17 protein-coding genes are annotated in these 18,208 nt (G+C 59.0%); 12 read left to right on the forward strand and 5 right to left on the reverse strand.

Translation table 11 applies throughout. The annotated features are described in order from the left end of the window. Positions 1-81 precede the first annotated feature (81 nt). Positions 82-1,095 carry a threonine ammonia-lyase, biosynthetic gene (ilvA, locus tag ASE98_RS15525; protein ID WP_156465515.1) on the reverse strand — a complete coding sequence of 338 codons (1,014 nt, stop codon included), beginning with the start codon at positions 1,093-1,095 and terminating at the stop codon, positions 82-84. A 272-nt stretch (positions 1,096-1,367) separates the two neighbouring features. After that, complete coding sequence (locus ASE98_RS15530) at positions 1,368-1,889, reverse strand: RNA polymerase sigma factor (RefSeq protein ID WP_060542218.1); 522 nt, start codon at positions 1,887-1,889, stop codon at positions 1,368-1,370. 384 nt (positions 1,890-2,273) lie between these two features. On the opposite strand from ASE98_RS15530, the gene ASE98_RS15535 reads away from it, so the two are divergent. Further along, complete coding sequence (locus tag ASE98_RS15535) at positions 2,274-4,361, forward strand: TonB-dependent siderophore receptor (protein ID WP_236707806.1); 2,088 nt, start codon at positions 2,274-2,276, stop codon at positions 4,359-4,361. A 112-nt stretch (positions 4,362-4,473) separates the two neighbouring features. Here ASE98_RS15535 and ASE98_RS15540 read toward each other — a convergent pair whose 3' ends face one another. Both ASE98_RS15540 and ASE98_RS15545 read right to left on the reverse strand, forming a co-directional pair. After that, positions 4,474-4,800 (reverse strand): AzlD domain-containing protein, encoded by a 327-nt coding sequence (locus ASE98_RS15540; RefSeq protein ID WP_060542220.1) that lies wholly within the window; start codon positions 4,798-4,800, stop codon positions 4,474-4,476. Further along, the gene (locus tag ASE98_RS15545) at positions 4,797-5,537 is read right to left on the reverse strand and encodes an AzlC family ABC transporter permease (RefSeq protein WP_060542221.1); all 741 of its coding nucleotides are present in this window, start codon (positions 5,535-5,537) and stop codon (positions 4,797-4,799) included. The genes ASE98_RS15540 and ASE98_RS15545 overlap by 4 nt, the downstream gene beginning before the upstream one ends. Before the next feature lie 259 nt (positions 5,538-5,796). Here ASE98_RS15545 and ASE98_RS15550 point away from each other — a divergent pair, with 259 nt between their 5' ends. The 9 genes from ASE98_RS15550 to ASE98_RS15590 all read left to right on the forward strand — a co-directional run bounded on the left by ASE98_RS15550 (position 5,797) and on the right by ASE98_RS15590 (position 14,882). After that, positions 5,797-6,468, forward strand: coding sequence for a class I SAM-dependent methyltransferase (locus tag ASE98_RS15550; RefSeq protein ID WP_060542222.1), 672 nt, complete (start codon positions 5,797-5,799; stop codon positions 6,466-6,468). A gap of 199 nt (positions 6,469-6,667) precedes the next feature. Further along, positions 6,668-7,144 carry a hemerythrin domain-containing protein gene (locus tag ASE98_RS15555; RefSeq protein WP_060542223.1) on the forward strand — a complete coding sequence of 159 codons (477 nt, stop codon included), beginning with the start codon at positions 6,668-6,670 and terminating at the stop codon, positions 7,142-7,144. A 332-nt stretch (positions 7,145-7,476) separates the two neighbouring features. Continuing rightward, positions 7,477-8,073, forward strand: a complete 597-nt coding sequence (locus ASE98_RS15560) for a paraquat-inducible protein A (RefSeq protein ID WP_060542224.1) — start codon at positions 7,477-7,479, stop codon at positions 8,071-8,073. Further along, entirely contained in the window at positions 8,070-8,726 is a 657-nt protein-coding gene (locus ASE98_RS15565) for a paraquat-inducible protein A (protein ID WP_060542225.1), read from the forward strand. Before ASE98_RS15560 ends, ASE98_RS15565 begins: the two co-directional genes overlap by 4 nt. After that, positions 8,707-10,383 (forward strand): PqiB family protein, encoded by a 1,677-nt coding sequence (locus ASE98_RS15570; RefSeq protein ID WP_060542226.1) that lies wholly within the window; start codon positions 8,707-8,709, stop codon positions 10,381-10,383. The genes ASE98_RS15565 and ASE98_RS15570 overlap by 20 nt, the downstream gene beginning before the upstream one ends. A gap of 17 nt (positions 10,384-10,400) precedes the next feature. After that, positions 10,401-10,955, forward strand: a complete 555-nt coding sequence (locus tag ASE98_RS15575) for a PqiC family protein (RefSeq protein WP_060542227.1) — start codon at positions 10,401-10,403, stop codon at positions 10,953-10,955. A gap of 244 nt (positions 10,956-11,199) precedes the next feature. Beyond that, positions 11,200-12,213 (forward strand): iron ABC transporter substrate-binding protein, encoded by a 1,014-nt coding sequence (locus ASE98_RS15580; protein ID WP_060542228.1) that lies wholly within the window; start codon positions 11,200-11,202, stop codon positions 12,211-12,213. A 3-nt stretch (positions 12,214-12,216) separates the two neighbouring features. Then, positions 12,217-13,815: an ABC transporter permease gene (locus ASE98_RS15585; protein ID WP_060542286.1), complete on the forward strand. Its 1,599-nt coding sequence runs from the start codon at positions 12,217-12,219 to the stop codon at positions 13,813-13,815. Next, complete coding sequence (locus tag ASE98_RS15590; protein ID WP_060542229.1) at positions 13,812-14,882, forward strand: ABC transporter ATP-binding protein; 1,071 nt, start codon at positions 13,812-13,814, stop codon at positions 14,880-14,882. The genes ASE98_RS15585 and ASE98_RS15590 overlap by 4 nt, the downstream gene beginning before the upstream one ends. A gap of 10 nt (positions 14,883-14,892) precedes the next feature. Here the strand turns inward: ASE98_RS15590 and ASE98_RS15595 are convergent, their stop codons facing one another. Next, the gene (locus ASE98_RS15595) at positions 14,893-15,831 is read right to left on the reverse strand and encodes a site-specific integrase (protein WP_060542230.1); all 939 of its coding nucleotides are present in this window, start codon (positions 15,829-15,831) and stop codon (positions 14,893-14,895) included. Between the two features lie 278 nt (positions 15,832-16,109). Between ASE98_RS15595 and ASE98_RS15600 the strand changes: the two genes are divergently transcribed. Continuing rightward, the gene (locus tag ASE98_RS15600) at positions 16,110-17,288 is read left to right on the forward strand and encodes an MFS transporter (RefSeq protein ID WP_060542231.1); all 1,179 of its coding nucleotides are present in this window, start codon (positions 16,110-16,112) and stop codon (positions 17,286-17,288) included. 155 nt (positions 17,289-17,443) lie between these two features. Further along, on the forward strand, positions 17,444-18,151 hold the full coding sequence (locus ASE98_RS15605; RefSeq protein ID WP_060542232.1) for an HPP family protein: 708 nt from the start codon (positions 17,444-17,446) through the stop codon (positions 18,149-18,151). Positions 18,152-18,208: the final 57 nt, after the last annotated feature.

The following is an 18,208-nucleotide window of genomic DNA, read 5'->3' on the forward strand; positions in this document are numbered from 1 at the left end:
TCGGCCAGAAGCGAACAGTTCGATAATATGTCGAGTGCCGGCAGTTACATCTGGATAACTGCCGTTCAGCAGAAGCCTTCATCAGGCCGACGCATCACTCAATGCGGCGCGTTCGGCCACGTAGCGCAAAGTGTCGAAATTGATATTGGCACCGGAGTCGATGGCGACCAGGGTTTGCCCCCGGACACCAGAACGCGCTACGTACTTCCTGATTCCGGCCACGGCCAGGGCGCCAGAAGGCTCGGTGATGGAGCGGGTATCGTCGTAGATGTTCTTTGTCGCAGTGCAAAGCTCATCGTTACTGACGGTTATCACCTCGTCTACGCAGAAGCGACACACTTCGAAACCATGGGCGCCGATCTGCGCCACCGCCACGCCATCGGCGAAGGTGCCTACGTCAGGCAGCACCACGCGTTCATCGGCCTGTAAAGCTGCGTACAGGCAAGCGGAGTGTTGCGACTCGACACCAATGATTCGCACCTCTGGCCGCAGGTATTTGACGTAGGCCGCAATGCCTGCGATCAAACCGCCACCGCCCACCGGGACAAAAATCGCATCCAGCGCCCCTTGATGCTGACGCAGGATTTCCATGGCGACAGTGCCCTGCCCGGCTATGACTTCCTGATCGTCGAAGGGTGAAACAAAGTTCCTGCCGGTTTGCTCTGCCAGTTTCAGCGCATAGGCCAGGGCGAACGGAAAGCTGTCACCGTGCAACAGGGCCTGGGCGCCGCGGCTGCGTACGCCCAGCACCTTCAACTCCGGCGTGTTGCCCGGCATGACGATTGTGGCATCGATGCCCAACTCCCGTGCTGCCAGCGCCACACCCTGGGCATGATTGCCGGCGGAAGCGGTGATCACGCCGAGTTTTTTCTGCTCGGCATTGAAGTTCACCAGTTTGTTATAGGCGCCACGAATCTTGAAGGAGAACGTTGGTTGCAGGTCTTCGCGCTTGAGCAGGATCTGATTGCCCAAGGCCTGGGACAACGCCGGTGCCGCTTGCAGCGGTGTACACACGGCCAGCTCGTAGACCGGCGCGGCAAGAATCTTCTTAACGTAATACTCAAGCAGGTTTTGTTGGGCGGGCGTGAACATGATCGTCTCCTGACATTGATCAGTGCCCCGAGACAGAAAATGAAAACCCGCCTCGAGGGCGGGTTGGGTGCTGCAGTCGTGAGCTAGCCCGCCAAGTGAGGAATGGCGGTAATAATGCTTGGCTGGCAGCGCAATACGGTGAAAGTCATGCCCGAAAATTAGCCGGGCGACGGGCGCAAGTCAATGGCTTGCAGGAGCCGTCGAGTGAAACGAGGCTGAGATCTTTTGATTTTGATCGGTCCCACCCATGGGAACGATGTGCGTGTTCGATATCGTTACCTGATGCCGCTACGGGTGCCAAGCAGCCGTGCACGGCAGTGTTGCATACCTTTGGCAATCTGCTTTTCGACGGTGCTTTCGTTTATATCAAGCTGCGTGGCGATCTCGCGCAGGGTGAATCCTTCGCAACGCGATAGCAGGAATACCGCGCGGTATTTCTCCGGTAGATCCCCCAGCGCATCAGCCAGTATTTCCAATTCCTGACGGATGCCGGCAGCCTTGTCCGGTGGTGCCAACGGGCACTCTAACTCTTCCTCCAGGACGCAATCACCGAAGTGACGGATATAGGTCTGGTCATGGCGCTGCTTGTCGAGCAACAGATTGGCGGCCGTACGATAGAGATAAGCGAGGGGTCTTTCGGGCTGTTTGGTCGAATGCCTGGCCGCGCGCAGCCAGGTTTCCTGGACGATATCCGACGCCGTCACCGCTGAGCCGGCCTTGCGCTGGATATACCCCTTGATGTCCTCGTAATGGAGCTCGACCAGTTGGGTCAGGGAGAGACGTTCATGTAGGGCCATTATCGGTTAAAGGTCGCGCCAGAGAAGGTTGCCGACACTATCACGCCCGATAGTGATTCTCAATTACGAAATCACTGCTCGCACACATCGCGTTTTAAGGCGGAAATCGCCGATTTTCACAACAAAACACATTTTGCAAACAAGTGTTTAACAACTTATAACATTTGCGTATGATATCGATTCTCAAATAACACCAAATCCCAAATGTGAGTTCGTATGCCCGTCCCTACTCTCCTGTGTTCAAAAAGCTCCGACATGCCGCGCGCACCAATGACAGTGCGTCCCTTGGCTCTCGCAGTGCATATGCTGGCAGCTGGCATCGCCTTCGCTGCGCCCGGAGCGCACGCAGCGCAGCCGAACGAGAAGACCGAGACGGGAAGCTCGGTGACCCTGGCCCCGATCGCTGTTACGGAAGTCACCACGGGTGAACGCCTTGGCGTCACCGAAGACACCAACTCATACACCACCGATTCGGCGCGCACCGCCACGCCGTTGAACATGTCACTGCGAGAGACGCCGCAATCAGTCAGCGTCATCACCCAACAGCGCATTCAGGACCAGGACCTGCACACGATTCTCGACGTGGTCAACAACGCCACCGGTGTGTCGGTCAACCGCTACGAAACCAGCCGTGCGCAGTTCAACGCCCGTGGCTTCGAACTCAACTCGCTGATGATCGATGGCGTTCCCACCATCTATGAACAACCATGGAGCTCGGGAGAAATTTTCAGCAGCCTGGCCATGTACGACCGCGTTGAAGTGGTGCGTGGCGCCAACGGTCTGATGACCGGTGCTGGCGATCCTTCGGCGTCTATCAACATGGTGCGCAAGCGCGCCAACAGCACTGACCTCAAGGGCTCGGTAGAACTGAGCGCTGGCACCTGGGACACCTTTGGCGTAGAGACCGATGTGTCTACGGCGCTGAACCAGGAAGGCACTGTGCGCGGGCGATTTGTCGCAGAGACCAACCAGGGTGATACCTGGATCGACATGAACTCGAACAAGCGCCAGACCCTCTACGGCACAATGGATATCGACCTGACTCCCGACACCACCCTGTGGTTCGGTCTGAGCCACCAGGAAAGCAACGCCGAATCGCCGATGTGGGGTGGCCTGCCAGTCTGGTACGCAGATGGCAGCCGCACCAACTGGAGTCGTTCGAAGACAACCTCCGCAGACTGGAGCAAGTGGGATACCTCCTACGACACGTACTTCGTCAATCTTGATCACACCTTTGCCAACAACTGGCAAATGAACCTGAGCTACAATCGTGGCGAGCGACACGGCGACTCTTCCCTGCTGTACCTGTCCGGCAACCCGGGCCGCAACGGTAGCGCGCCGATGTCTTCGTTCCCGGCGACCTACAAGACCGAGACCACCCAGGACGATTACGGCATCCGCTTCAATGGTCCGTTCTCGCTGTTGGGTCGTGAGCACGAAGTGGCTTTCGGTTATGTGGACAGCAAGCAGGAGTTCGACGCCGATTCACGCGACGCGCAATCAGGTTTTGGCGGCGTGGCCGACTTCGATGGCTACAACGGCAATTTCCCTGAACCGATCTGGGGTGCAAGAACCGACTATGGCTACAGCGAGACCCGTCAGAAGGGGCTTTATGCAGCAACCCGCCTGAACGTGACCGACGAATTGAAAGTGATTCTCGGCGCGCGTGAGAGCTGGTACGAGAAGACCGCTGATGACATTTTCTCGGAAGTGAGCAAGACCGATGTCGATCACGAGCTGACTCCTTATGCCGGCGTGGTCTACGACCTCACCGAAAATCTTTCGGCCTATGCCAGCTACACGGAAATCTTCCTGCCGCAGTCGGTACGCGACGCCAGTGGCCAGCAATTGGAGCCGATCGTTGGCGAGAGCAGTGAAATCGGCTTGAAGGGTGAGTACTTCGATGGTCGTCTGAACGCCTCTGCTGCGATTTTCCAGATCAAACAGGACAATCTGGGCCAGAACACCGGCGTACTGATCGATCCTTCGAACCCTGTCGGCGGCTTCGCCTACGAGGCAAGTGAAGGCGCGACCAGCAAGGGTTTTGAGCTGGAAGTTTCCGGAGAGCTCGCGCCAAACTGGAATGCATCGCTGGGTTACACCCAGTTCAACGCCGAAGATGCCGCAGGCGACGACGTCAACACCCTGTACCCCACCAAGCTGCTGCGTACGTTTACCACCTACCGTCTGCCAGGCGCTTTCAACAAGCTGACCATTGGCGGCGGGGTTAACTGGCAAGACTCGATCTACACCTACGCCATCAACCCGGCGGGCAACTCCGAGAAGATCCAGCAGGACGCCTATGCGCTGGTCAACCTGATGGCTCGTTACGAAATCACCGAAAACCTTTCGGCCCAGGTCAATGCCGACAACATCACCGACGAGAAGTACTTCGACATCTTCGATGCCTACGGTGCCCTGACGTACGGCGCACCGCGCAGCATTACTGCTTCGGCGAAGTACCGTTTCTAAGGCATTCGTCGGGGCAGCCCTGCTACCCCCGGGTGACACGATGCAAAGCACAACACCGGCCTGGCGCCGGTGTTGTGCTTTTTGCCTGCAGACATCCGTGGCACTTGGCGCCTCACAAATCCAGAAACTTCAATAACCACAGCGTTCCCATCCCGATCGCAAGTGTCAGCAAAGTATTGCGAGTCTTCCAGGCGACCCAGGCAGCAATAAGGGCGGCGGGGATCTGAGGGTTATCCAGCACGAATTCACCATGCCCGCCGGGGTAGACCACGGCCGGTAGCACCAGGGCGGCCAATACACTCGCCGGCACGTAAAGCAGGGCGCGACTGAGCAGCGTCGGGATTCGCAGCCGGCCATACAGCTCGACAAAGGAAAGGCGCATGGCAAAGGTTCCAAGGCCAACCGCCAGGAAAAGCCCCCACAAGGCTAAATCACTCATTGCGTGTCCCTCTCGACGTCATCTGTCAGCGCATTGCTCATGTTTTTTTGGCGAACAGTCTCAATCAACAGACCCGCCATGACCCCACCAATGGAAGCGCTTACCAACCCGAGGTTATAGGGCATATCCACGGCAAACACGGCGAGCAAACCACCGACCAGAGCAGCGCCCAGACTCGCAGCGCTGCGTATGCCGGGAACCAGAAGCGCCAGAAAAGACAGCGGAATGGCAAAGCTCAATGACCAGGTTTCGGGGATACTTGCACCCAGGTAAACGCCCGCCAATACCGATAATTGCCATGACAGCCACATGGCAACGGCTGTGCCGGCGTAATAGTAGTGTGCGTATTGCCCCAACTCGCCCGAGGAAAGCTTGAGACTGCACAATGCGTAGGACTGGTCCGACAGCATATAGGACACCGGCCACGTCCAGCGTCGGGGTAAATGGTGCAGATGAGGGGCCAATGACGCGCTGTACATGATGAAGCGCAAGTTGATAACCAGGGCCGTGACCACAATGGCCATGGGCACTGCCCCCATGTTCAGCAGTTGCAGTGCGACCATCTGTGCGGACCCTGAATAGAACAGCAGCGTCATGCCCATGGTCGTGGCTGGCGACATGCCCAGATTGATCGCCATCACCCCCGTCAGCAAACCGAACGGAATGACACCGGGAATCAAAGGAATGAGCGCCCGGACACCTCGCGTAAACGCGTCCCTTGCTGTTCGGTCAGGCATTGCGACTCCTGGTTATGGGGTTTGCGCGGCATGAAACCCGGTTGATCTCAGATAAAACCACGCCAGGTACTCACCCCGAACTTTGGATAAAGTATCGAAGTGAGTGTACAAAAGGCGCATTGTGCCAAGGCTTTACCCTTCGGACACGTCAATCAGGAAAAAGGTGAGCGGTTGAGTCCTGCGAACATTAGCAGGGCAAAGGTTCGCAAGACCCGCATGTTCTATCCTTGCTTGCATCCTTCAACCGCCGGATTTGCAAATGCCCGACCCTGAGTCCACCCTCCTCCAAAGCTGGCACCACAACGCCCATGCCTGGATCGAAGCCATCCGCAGCGCCAGCATCGAAAGCCGGCACAAGGTCACCGACCAGGCAATCCTGCTGGCGGTGTTGGGCCGGCAACCGCAGCGCGTGCTCGATCTGGGCTGCGGCGAAGGATGGCTGCTGCGTGCACTGAGTGAACGCGGCGTCGAGGTGGTTGGAGTGGATGGCGATGCCACCCTGGTCGAGGCGGCACGGGCGGCGGGATCAGCACCGGTGCATCTGGCCAGCTATCAAACGTTGGTGGAAGCGAGCGTGGATATCGGCAGGGATTACGACCTGATCTGCGCCAATTTCGCCCTGCTGCACCAGGACATCATCCCGCTGCTCGCCGCCCTGCACGCCCTGCTCGCCCCGGGTGGTGCACTGGTGATCCAGACGCTGCACCCTTGGGCTGCGGCGGCGGGCGACTATCAGGACGGCTGGCGCGAGGAAACCTTTGCCGGGTTAAAGGGGCAGTGGCAACCCATGCCGTGGTACTTGCGGACATTATCCAGTTGGCTCAATGCCCTGGACATGGGCGGTTTTCAGTTGGTCGGGCTGCAGGAGCCACAGCATCCGCAGAGTCCTGTGCCGCAATCGTTGCTCTTGGTGGCCGAACGGCGGAACTGAATATCGGCTATCTGCAATGCTCTGCCAGGCGTTTCTTGCAGACTGCACGCCACTGTTTTTGCCCGACGGACGCAAGTCATTGAATTTTCAGCACTGGCTCCGATTTCGGCGCTGGCATGGGAAATGCGACTGCATTGAGGAATGCACAACGTCGACCCGCCCGGGTCGTCACTCCGTCAAGAGCAGAGGCCACACCACCATGAATGCCATCGAACTTCTCAAAGCCGACCATGTAAAGGTAAAGAGCATCCTCGCCCAGTTGAGCGAGTCGACGGATCGTGCGATCAAGAAGCGCACCGAGCTCCTGGAAAAACTTGAAATGGAAATTTCAATTCATACCCGGCTGGAAGAGGAGATTCTGTATCCGGCGTTCAAGGAGGCTGGCAGCAAGGAACAGGACATCATGTACTTTGAAGCCAAGGAAGAACACCGCACCGTGGACTCGCTGGTGTTGCCGGACCTGAAGCTGACCGATCCGTCCACGCCGGAGTTCGCGGGTCGCGTCAAGGTGGTCAAAGAGTTGCTGGAACACCATATCGAAGAGGAGGAAACCGAAATGTTTCCTCAGGCGAAGAAACTGTTGGGCAAAGCCAGGCTTGATGACCTCGGCAGTCAGATGGAGGCCATGAGAGCCAGTGTTAAAAAGGATCGGGCAGCGGGCAACATGGCCGCTTGACCCGTGGTATTTCTGTAGGAGCGAGCATGCTCGCGATGGTCGATAACGATAACACGTGTCTACTGGTCAACCACGGCGTTCTTGAGCCCATCGCGAGCATGCTCGCTCCTGCAAGGCCAGGGGTCAGGTGACCATTTTAGCACCGCCGGCAGTCGCTCCATCCGGGCAACCGGCGCCTCGCGCAACTGCTACTGTCAAATCCCGGCTCACGACATCGCCAGCACCGCGTGTTGATTCCATCCCCTTGTTTCGACTTTCGATTTGCTCAATCGCGAGTCACTTCTATATTGAGGGGGTGCTCTGAATTTCCTGCCTCCTGTCGAGCCTGGCCCATGGCAAATACTGATCAACTGATCATCTGCGAGCACTGCGATTGCGTGTATGAAAAAGTGACGCTCGCCAAACATCAGAAAACCCTGTGTACACGCTGCGGCGGCGTGCTACAGCGCTATAACGGCCTGACGGTGGAACAACGCCTGGCGTTGACCTTCGCGGCGTTGATGCTGTGGATTTTCGCCAATTTCTATCCGGTCATGAGCATCAGCCTCAAAGGCATGAAAAACAGCGCCACCCTGTGGGACTCGGTGCTCGCCCTGACTCTGGGGCCGATCACCTTCATCGCTTTGGTGGCAGCGATCGCGATGATCATTGCGCCGATCTTCCAGCTTTTGCTGTTGATCTGGGTCCTGGGTTTTGCCCTTACCTTCCGGCGAGCGCCCGGGTTCAAATTCTGCATGCGCTGGCTGGAATCCCTCAGGCCCTGGAGCATGCTCGAGGTTTGTCTGTTGGGGGCGATGGTCGCGGTGATCAAACTCGCTGGCCTGCTGGACGTACTGCCCGGCATTGGTCTGTTTGCCCTGGCGGTGCTCAGCCTGATGATGATCCGCATCGCCGGGCGCGACATCCGTGAACTGTGGGACATCGTATGAGCAGGCCTCCAGTCGCCGGCGAACTTAACCTGTGCCTGTGCCACAGTTGCGGGCTGGCCTGCGACATGACCCTGGACCCTCACGAATGCGAGCGCTGCGGCGCACCGCTGCATCGGCGCAAACCCAATTCATTGATCCGTACCTGGGCCTACATGATCACGGCGCTGGTGTTCTACATTCCGGCCAACCTGTTGCCGGTGATGAACACCGAGATGGTCGGCAACGGTGCCGACAGTACGATCATGAGCGGCGTGCTGGAGTTCTGGGCCGCAGGCGCCTGGGACATCGCCCTGATCATTTTCATTGCGAGCATCGCAGTACCGGGCATCAAGTTTGTCGCCCTCACCCTGCTGCTGGTGAACGTGCAGCGTGAAAGCCGCTGGGCGCGCAAGGAGCGATCGGCGCTGTACCGTTTCGTCGAGGTCATCGGTTACTGGTCGATGCTCGACGTCATCGTCGTCGCATTGGTGGCTTCACTGGTGAAATTTCAAGCCCTGGCCGACATCGAACCGCGTCTGGGCATTCTGTTTTTTGGTCTGGTAGTGGTGTTCACAATGCTGGCGGCAATGAGTTTCGACCCAAGATTGATCTGGGATGCAAAGCGCAAAGAGCCACTAAACGAGGAGGTCAAGGATGCAGTCGAAAGCCACTGACGGGTTACAACCCCCTGGACAGGCACCGATCAAGACCAGTCGTTTCAGCGTATCGCTCGTCTGGATCGTACCGATCGTCGCGGTCCTGGTGGGGATTTCGCTGGTGGTTCACAGCATGTTGCAGGAAGGACCGACCATCACCGTCACGTTCAAGACCGGTAGCGGTTTGACCGCCAACAAGACCGAGGTCAAGTACCGCAATGTGGTGATCGGCCATGTCTCGGATGTGGAACTGAGCAGTGACCAGAAAAGCGTCAATGCCACCATCAAACTGGCCAAACAGGCAGAAACCTTCACTCGCTCGGACTCGCAGTTCTGGGTGGTAAGGCCACGCATTGGCGCTGGCGGCGTGTCGGGCATCGATACGCTGCTGTCTGGTGACTATATTGGCGCCGACATCGGCCAGGCCAATGGCCGGGCAAAAAACTTCAAGGGCCTGGAGAATCCGCCAGCCATCACCTACGGCGAGCCCGGAAAGCGTTTTATCTTGCACACTCAGGACCTCGGGTCGCTGGATATCGGCTCCCCGGTTTACTACCGCAAGATTCCAGTCGGCCAAGTGGTGGCCTACGCCCTGGACCCGGACGGTAAAGGTGTGAACATCGACCTGTTCATCCATGCGCCCAACGATCAGTACGTCACCGAAAACACCCGATTCTGGAACGCCAGCGGCATTGACGTAAGCGTCGGCGCCAACGGTTTTGCAGTCAAGACCGAATCCCTGTCCTCTGTGCTGGTGGGCGGCATTGCGTTCCGCGCGCCTGAATACAGCCCTGGCGACAAGGCTGCGGCCGAGGAATACACCTACGAACTCTTCGAAGACCAGCAAACCGCCCTCGCCCCGCCCAACGGCAAGCCCCAGTACCTGGCCTTGCGTTTCGAACAGGCGTTGCGCGGGCTCAAGATTGATGCACCGGTGGAGTTCCTCGGCGTGGAAATCGGCAAGGTGGTGTCGATCAATCTGGATTTCGATGCGAAAAAGCGCAGTTTCCCGCTCAATGTCGGCATCGTGATTTACCCGCAGCGCCTGGGCAAAGCCCACACCGAAATGCTCAAGGCCCTCAATCATGACCCCAATGACGAAGCGGCGGGTGTACGCGTATTCGGCACCTTCATCGAAAACGGTCTACGCGCCCAGGCTCGCACCGGCAACCTGTTGACCGGCCAGTTGTACATTGCCCTGGACTTCTTCCCGAAAGCCGACAAAGTCGCCTTCGATCCGGCCGCGCGCCCGGTCACCATTCCGACGGTGCCCGGTAATCTTGAACAGTTGCAGGAAAAACTCGAGGCCATGGTCACCAAACTCAATCAGCTGCCGATCGAGCGCATTGCCGGCAACCTCGACAGCAACCTGGTGGAATTGCGCAAAGGCCTGGTGCAGTTCAACGCCAAGACCCTGCCTGGTGTGAACACCACCCTGCAGGACGTCAGCAAGACCCTGCAAACCGCCGATACAACGCTGAAATCGGCCGGCTCGACCCTGGCCGAGGATTCACCGCAAAGGGAAAAACTGAGTCAGACCCTGGATGAACTGGGACGTACATCGCGCTCCTTGCGTGACCTGGCGGATTATCTGGGCCGGCATCCGGAATCGCTGATTCGCGGCCGTCCCGATCATGCCGCGCCCATGGACCTGAAAGGGCCACCGAGCAAATGACCAAAGGAGCTACCCCCATGGCTTTTCCGCTAAAGATCACACTGGTCGCTGCGCTGGCTTTGCTCGCCGCTTGCCGCAGCGATCCTATCGAGTTCCATACCCTGACCCCGGTGCAACTCGGCACGAGCGCAAGAACCACCTCGGAGATTGAAATCGAGGTACTCACCGTACCGCCACAGGTCGATCGTCCACAGATCGTTGTGCGCGAAGGCAACACGGGCATGGCCATTCTTGAAACCCAGTGGTGGGGTGCCAGCCTGGTGGACGAACTGCGCAGCGCCCTGGCGGACCAGATGGTCAACAACAATCCTCAGCGCAAGGTGTCAGTACTGGTGGAAGTGCTGCGGTTTGATTCGATTCCCGGGCAATACGGCCTGATCGACGTGAAGTGGCGCCTGCGTGGTGTCAATCAAGGTGACAGTGGCTTAATGACTTGCCGCAGTACATTGCAGACGCCTTCCGGACCGTCCATCGATGAACTGGTGACGGCGCAGCAGACCAACGTCAAACGCCTGGCCGCGCTGATCAGCCAGGCCTCCGCCAAAACACAGGGGGGTTGCCCGGCGGCCTGACCTGCGGGACGGTCTTTCCCTCGTCGTTCAATGGCGGCTTGCCCCGTCATTGAGCGAACGTCCCAGACACGTCAATTGCTCACGGTAATTAACCAATAATTTGACGTTTTTTTCTCATTTGGCCCTCTACATTCGCGCACCTCAAACATGCAAATGATTCCTATTGTTCTACACTGATCGACGACCTTTCCCGTCGATTCCGTCGAATCTGCGTGCGCGATCCTAACAATACCGGAGCTGCACAATGAGTCCCCAGATCCCTTCGTTGCTGAAAAAAGCCTTGCTGGTCACAGCCCTGCTGAGCGCGGGCCAGGCGTACGCGGCCGACTCCGTTGGCATCGTGGTCTATAACGCACAACACGAAAGCCTGACGAAATCCTGGGTAGAGGGTTTCACCGAGGAAACCGGTATCCCGGTCACCTTGCGCAATGGCGACGACACCGAAATGGGCAACCAGCTCGTGCAGGAAGGCGCCGAGTCCCCGGCCGATGTGTTCCTGACCGAAAACTCCCCGGCCATGGTGCTGGTCGACAACGCGGGTTTGTTCGCCCCGGTCGACGCCGCTACCCTGGAACAGGTCGATAACGCCTACCGCCCGGCCCACGGCAAATGGGTAGGTATTGCTGCCCGCGCTACCGTATTCGTCTACAACCCGAGCAAACTGGCAGAAGCCGATTTGCCGAAATCGATCATGGACCTGGCCGAGCCAAACTGGAAAGGTCGCTGGGCGGCGTCGCCGGGCGGTGCGGACTTCCAGGCGATCGTCGCGGCCATACTCGAGCAAAAAGGTGAAGCGGCGACCCTCCAATGGCTCAAGGCAATGAAAAACAACTTCACTGCATACCGAGGCAACAGCTCGGTGCTCAAAGCGGTGAATGCCGGGCAGATCGACAGCGGCGTGATTTATCACTATTACGCCTTCATCGATCAGGCCAAGACCGGCGAAAACAGCAAAAACACAGCCTTGCACTACTTCAAGAACAAGGACCCTGGCGCTTTTGTCAGCATCTCCGGTGGCGGCGTGCTGGACTCAAGCAAGCACAAGGAACAAGCCCAGGCGTTCCTCAAGTACATCACCGGCAAGGATGGCCAGGCGGTACTCAAGAACGGCAAATCGTTCGAATACGCCGTGGGCAAGAACGCAGAATCGAACCCTAAACTCATGCCCCTGCAGCAACTCGATGCGCCCAAAGTCGATGCCTCGAAACTCGACAGCAAGAAGGCCGTAGAGCTGATGACACAAGCCGGACTGCTCTAATTGATACCTGAAAGCCTGCCAGCGGACGTCGCCGAGGCGACGTCCGCAAACCTGCGTCGACGGTCCCGCGGAGTGTTCGCCGGACGCGGCGGTGCGTGGGTGATCGGTTTATCCGTGCTGGTTTCGTTGCTGGCATTGCTGCCAATCGCCTACGTCATCGGGGTCTCCCTGCAGACCGGCTGGTCGAGCGTGGTGACGCTGGTGTTCCGGCCACGGGTCGGCGAACTGCTGGTTAACACCGTGTTGCTGGTGCTGCTGACGATCCCCCTGTGCGTGGCACTGGGCGTGACGCTGGCATGGCTCACGGAACGCACGAACCTGCCGGGCAGGCGCTGGTGGTCCTTGCTGGCGACCGCGCCACTGGCCGTACCCGCCTTCGTGCACAGCTATGCCTGGGTCAGTCTGGTGCCACCGATTCACGGGCTGTTTGCCGGGGTGCTGGTCTCGGTCATCGCCTATTTCCCGTTTTTGTACCTGCCGGTGGCGGCGACCCTGCGCCGCCTCGATCCAGCCATCGAAGACGTCGGCGAATCCCTTGGGCTAAAACCCTGGGCGGTGTTTTTCCGTGTGGTGCTCCCGCAACTGCGCCTGGCCATCTGCGGTGGAGCCTTGCTGGTCGGCCTGCATCTGCTGGCCGAGTACGGCCTGTATGCGATGATTCGTTTCGACACCTTTACCACGGCGATCTTCGACCAGTTCAAGTCGACTTTCAACGGGCCCGCCGCGCACATGCTGGCCAGTGTTCTGGCGCTGTGTTGCCTGGCGATGCTGACCCTGGAATCGGCGGCCCGAGGTTCTGCGCGCTATGCCCGGGTCGGCTCTGGAAGTGCCCGGGAGCAACGGGTGCTGCGCCTCAAGACAACGTCGACGGTGCTCGCACTGGCCCTGTTGATCCTGACCTGCCTCCTCGCCCTGGGTGTTCCGTTGATTACCCTGGGCAACTGGCTGATCGCCGGTGGCGTACAAGTCTGGGACATGGCTGAATTGCTGCCGGCCCTGGAACAGACCTTGCTGCTCGCAGTTGCCGGCGCGGCACTGACAACCTGCGCGGCGATCCCGATTGCCTGGCTGTCGATTCGCTACCCCGGCCGTATGCAACGGGTGCTGGAAAGCTGCAACTACATCACAAGCTCCCTGCCGGGGATTGTCGTCGCGCTGGCCCTGGTGACGGTCACCATCCATTTCGCCCGACCGATCTACCAGACCACGATCACCGTCTTGCTCGCCTATCTGCTGATGTTTCTGCCCCGGGCCCTGGTGAGTCTGCGCGCAGGCATCGCCCAGGCGCCGGTGGAGCTGGAAAACATCGCCCGCAGTCTTGGTCGCACACCCTCCCGGGCACTGTGGCTGATCACCTTGCGCCTTGCAGCCCCCGGGGCCGCTGCCGGCGCGGCGCTGGTGTTCCTGGCCATCACCAACGAATTGACGGCCACCCTGCTGCTCGCCCCCAACGGCACGCGCACACTGGCCACCGGGTTCTGGGCGATGACCAGCGAAATCGACTACGCCGCCGCTGCACCCTATGCCTTGCTGATGATTGTGCTGTCACTTCCGCTGACCGCAATCCTGTATCACCAATCGAAAAAAACGGCCGGCCGATGAGTACACTTGAACTGCATGCCCTCAACAAATCCTATGGCTCCTATCGCGCCCTGGACAACGTCAGCCTGTCGGTGCCCAGCGGCAGCCGCACGGTTGTCGTCGGCCCTTCCGGCTCGGGCAAGACCACGTTGCTGCGGATGATTGCCGGTTTCGAATTTCCCGACACCGGGCGCCTTTCGCTCAATGGCCAGACCCTGGTCGACAACACCCACGAAGTACCGGCGCATCAACGCCTGATTGGCTACGTGCCGCAAGACGGCGCGCTGTTCCCGCACATGACCGTGGCCGCCAACATTGGCTTCGGCCTGTCGATAAAGGGCACGGAAAAACAGCAGCGCGTCGCTGAGTTGATGGACAGCGTGGCACTGGATTCGAAAATGGCCGAGCGCTGGCCCCACGAACTGTCCGGCGGCCAGCAGCAACGCGTGGCGCTGGCGCGCGCCTTGGCGCAACAGCCACGTTTGATGTTGCTGGATGAGCCGTTTTCGGCCCTCGATACGGGGTTGCGCGCCGCGATGCGCAAAATGGTCGCACGACTGCTCGAAGACACCGGCGTCACGACCATTCTGGTGACCCATGACCAGAGTGAAGCCTTGTCATTCGCCGATCAGTTGGCGGTGATGCGCCATGGCCGGCTGGTCCAGTCGGGGCACCCCCTGGATTTGTATCGTTACCCCGAGGATGAGCAAACCGCGCTGTTCCTCGGTGACGCCGTGGTCATGCCCGCGCGGATCGAGGCCGGCTGGGCCCATTGCGACCTGGGGCGGATACCGGTCAACAACCATCGCAACAACAGCTCGGCACAGATCATGCTGCGGCCCGAACAGTTGCAACTGATCAGTATTCTGCCCAATGACGTGGGCGCTGGCGGATGCAGAGCTGTCGTCACCGAGCGCGACTTCAGCGGCAACACCTGCACCCTGACGGTGGAACTGCAGACTTCGGCCAGCGATGAACTCCCCGGTCGATCACTGCTGGTACGCAGTTCGGGCATGTACGCACCACCGGCCGGCAGTGCGGTTCAGGTCTCGACCATCGGCCATGCCCATGTCCTGAACGAAGCCTGAGCTAGCAAGTTCAAAGATCGAAACGATCGACCGCCCGCCGCCGCTCATTGTCATCGCGCACATCGTAGTTGGCCGTGGTCTGGATGTTACTGTGATGCGCCAGTTTCTGCGCAATCGACAAGTCATGCTCCTCGATCACCCGGGTAATGAATGAACGCCGGAAATCGTGGGGCATGATTTTCACTCCGACCTGCGTCCCCCGTTGCCGGGCAATGTAGTAGATGGCGTGTTTGGTGATGCGCTCGCGGGTGATATGACTGCCGCGCCGGATTCGGTTGAACAGGAACGGATCGTCCACCTCCCCTTCCTTCAACTGCGAGCGACGCAGCTCCAGCCATGCGGCCAGTTTCTCGAAGGCCCAGGCCGGGGCATATTTGATCAGCTGCTTATTGCCTTTGGCGGTGACCTGCAGGCTGCGCTCGGCGAAATTGACCTGACTCAGTTCAAGGTTGACCGACTCCGACTTGCGCATCCCCGAGCCGTACAGAATCGCGATGATCGCCGCGTCCCGCAGCCCCTGTGGCCGTGGATCGGCCGCACATACGGCCATCAATTCCTGGATCAGCGTGCGGCGCAGATTTCGCCCCTGGGACAGCCGCGTGCCGGCAATGCCCTTGACCGTACGCATTTTCAGCAAATGCTCCTGACTGATCAGGCTCATGCGCCAGGCCTCGTTCATCACCCCGCGCACTGCGTTGACGTACAGCGAGGAGGTGTTGGGCGCGTAGCCGTCCGTACGCAAGGTCGCCACCAGTGCGATGACATCCTCCGGCTGCAGGTGATGCCAGGGGATTTCCTCGATGTCGCTGTCTTCGAAACCGAGACGGTCGGCGGCATCTTGCAGCACATAGCGCATGGTCAACTGGCTTGAGGGCGCCAGTCGCGCCAGGTACAGGGTCAGCGGACTGGTGATGGAATTACGTTTATCAGCAGTAGACAAGTCAATCAAACGGAACAGCCTTGAGAGATAACGACAGAAAGAAAAAATTGATAATTAGAACATTTTTCGGATACAGCTAAAAACTACTGCAGGACTTTTCCCGCTCAATGGCAGGAAATGAACAGCTTGCCAACCTGCTTTCCCCCGGCCGATGTGCGGCGATAACACATTGCCTTTGTGGCCATCGACGCAGTGCGATGCGCTCTGGATTGCCTTGACTGTCACATTAAAGGCAGCATGATCACTCCGACGACCCAGCCTGCCTGTGAATAAGGACATTCGTTCCAGTGGCAACCTACTCCCTCGTTATTCGCCGGTTACTGATCTGCTCGCTGACCATTGTTGTCAGCCGCGCCATCACCAGCCCGCTGCTCACGCTCTTCGTCAGCGACAAGCTTGGCCTGGACCAACAAGACGTCGGCCTGCTGCTTGGCATAGCCGTGTTCATCGCCACGCTGCTCGCCCTTTATGGGGGCTACATCATTGATCGCTTCGAAAAACGTCGGCTGCTGATCCTCGCCATGCTCTCCAGCGCCATCGGCCTGGTATTGCTGACGTTTGCCAGCAACCTCTACCTGACCACTCTCACCCTGATCGTCACCGAGACTGCCTCAGCGTTGTTCCTCATCGGTTCCAAGGCGGTCCTCAGTGAAAACCTGCCCGTGGGTCAGCGTGCCAAGGCGTTTTCCCTGAGCTACACCCTGACCAACATCGGCTACGCGGTCGGCCCGATGCTCGGTGTGGTGATCGCCGGTGCCTATACCGCTGCGCCGTTCCTGATTGCAGCGGGCATCGCGTTTTTCAGCATTTTCCTGATGACCGGGATTCCCGGGGATCCGCCGCAGGCTCCTGTCATCGGTCGGGCTCAAAGCTTCCTTAAAACCCTGATCACCCTGAAAAACGACCGCACGCTGATCATGTTCACCTGTGGCTGCCTGCTCAGCACCGTGGTCCATGGCCGTTTTACTTTCTACTTGTCGCAATACCTGTTGGTGACCAGCAATCCCGGGCACACCATGCAGATCATGGCCGCTCTGCTGGCTTGCAACGCCTTCAGCGTGATCCTGCTGCAATACCAGATCGGGCGTTTCCTCAAGCGAGAACAGCTGCGTCACTGGATAGTCGCGGGTACTGCTCTGTTCATTGTCGGCCTGATTGGCTTCAGCCTGGCAGACAGCCTGATCTCCTGGTGCTTGGCGATGTTCATTTTTACCCTCGGGGAAATCATCATCTACCCGGCCGAATTCCTCTTCGTCGACACCCTGGCTCCGGAAGAACTGCGTGGCAGTTACTACGGCGCACAAAACCTGGCGGCGCTAGGCGGCGCATTGAGCCCGGTGATTTGCGGCTTCCTGTTGATGCACACACCCGCTCCAACGATGTTTTATGCCCTGAGCGCCCTGGCGGCGGTGGGCGGTCTGTTGTGCTTCATGAGCGGGCGTCGCGCTTCGTTAAAGCAAAATTAATGCACTGAAACTTCATTAATATGAATTTGTCAGCATATGAGCTGAACGGCACACTATCGCCCGTTCCTCCCCCAATGGCAGGAACAACTTCAAGGGCTTTCCGGGATTCCCGGCCAAGCCCTTTTTTTACCTCGTTTTTTTGGAGCTTTTTGCAAATGTTTTCCCGCTGGTTACCTGCCACCATCAATACCCGCCCGAGCGAATGGAGTCGTGCCGCCATCGGCATGGCAGTGGGGACACTGCTCAGTGTCTGGGTCTGCAGTCTGGTGTTCGGTATCGAAGTGGCACAACACCTGATTGGCCCGCTGGGGGCATCGGCAGTACTGCTATTTGCCGTGTCGTCCGGCGCCCTGGCCCAGCCCTGGTCTATTCTCGGCGGCTACCTGAGCGCCGCGCTGGTTTCCCTGTTGATGGCCCATCTGTTGGGCCGCACGCTCGGCAGCGCCTGCCTGGCAGCGGGTTTGGCCGTGGTCCTGATGTGTTGGCTGCGCTGTCTGCATCCGCCAGCCGGCGCCTTGGCCCTGACGCTGGTGCTGGCCGATCCGGCCACCATCGCCATGGACTGGAAAGCCCTGGGACCGGTCATGCTTGGCGCGGCGACGATGTTGCTGTGCGCCCTTGCCTACAACAACCTGACGCGGGTTCGCTACCCCAAGCGTGCCAGTGAACCGGTAACCCTTATTCCTGCCGATCACCCGCGTGTCGACAGCCAGGCAATCACCACCGAGGATCTCAAACGCGCACTGGCGGACATGGAGGCTTTCTTTGACGTCACCCCCGAAGACCTCGAACAACTGATACACGCCAGCGAGTTGCATGCCAGGCGCCGTAGCGTCGGCGAGGTACTGGCGCCACGGCTCTGAGCAAACGCGCGCCGAGTCTTTTTTGCGGTAGGCAGACGGTTCTGGCATCCTGCGCCT

This window comes from Pseudomonas sp. Leaf48 (genome assembly GCF_001421885.1).
Lineage (GTDB): Bacteria > Pseudomonadota > Gammaproteobacteria > Pseudomonadales > Pseudomonadaceae > Aquipseudomonas.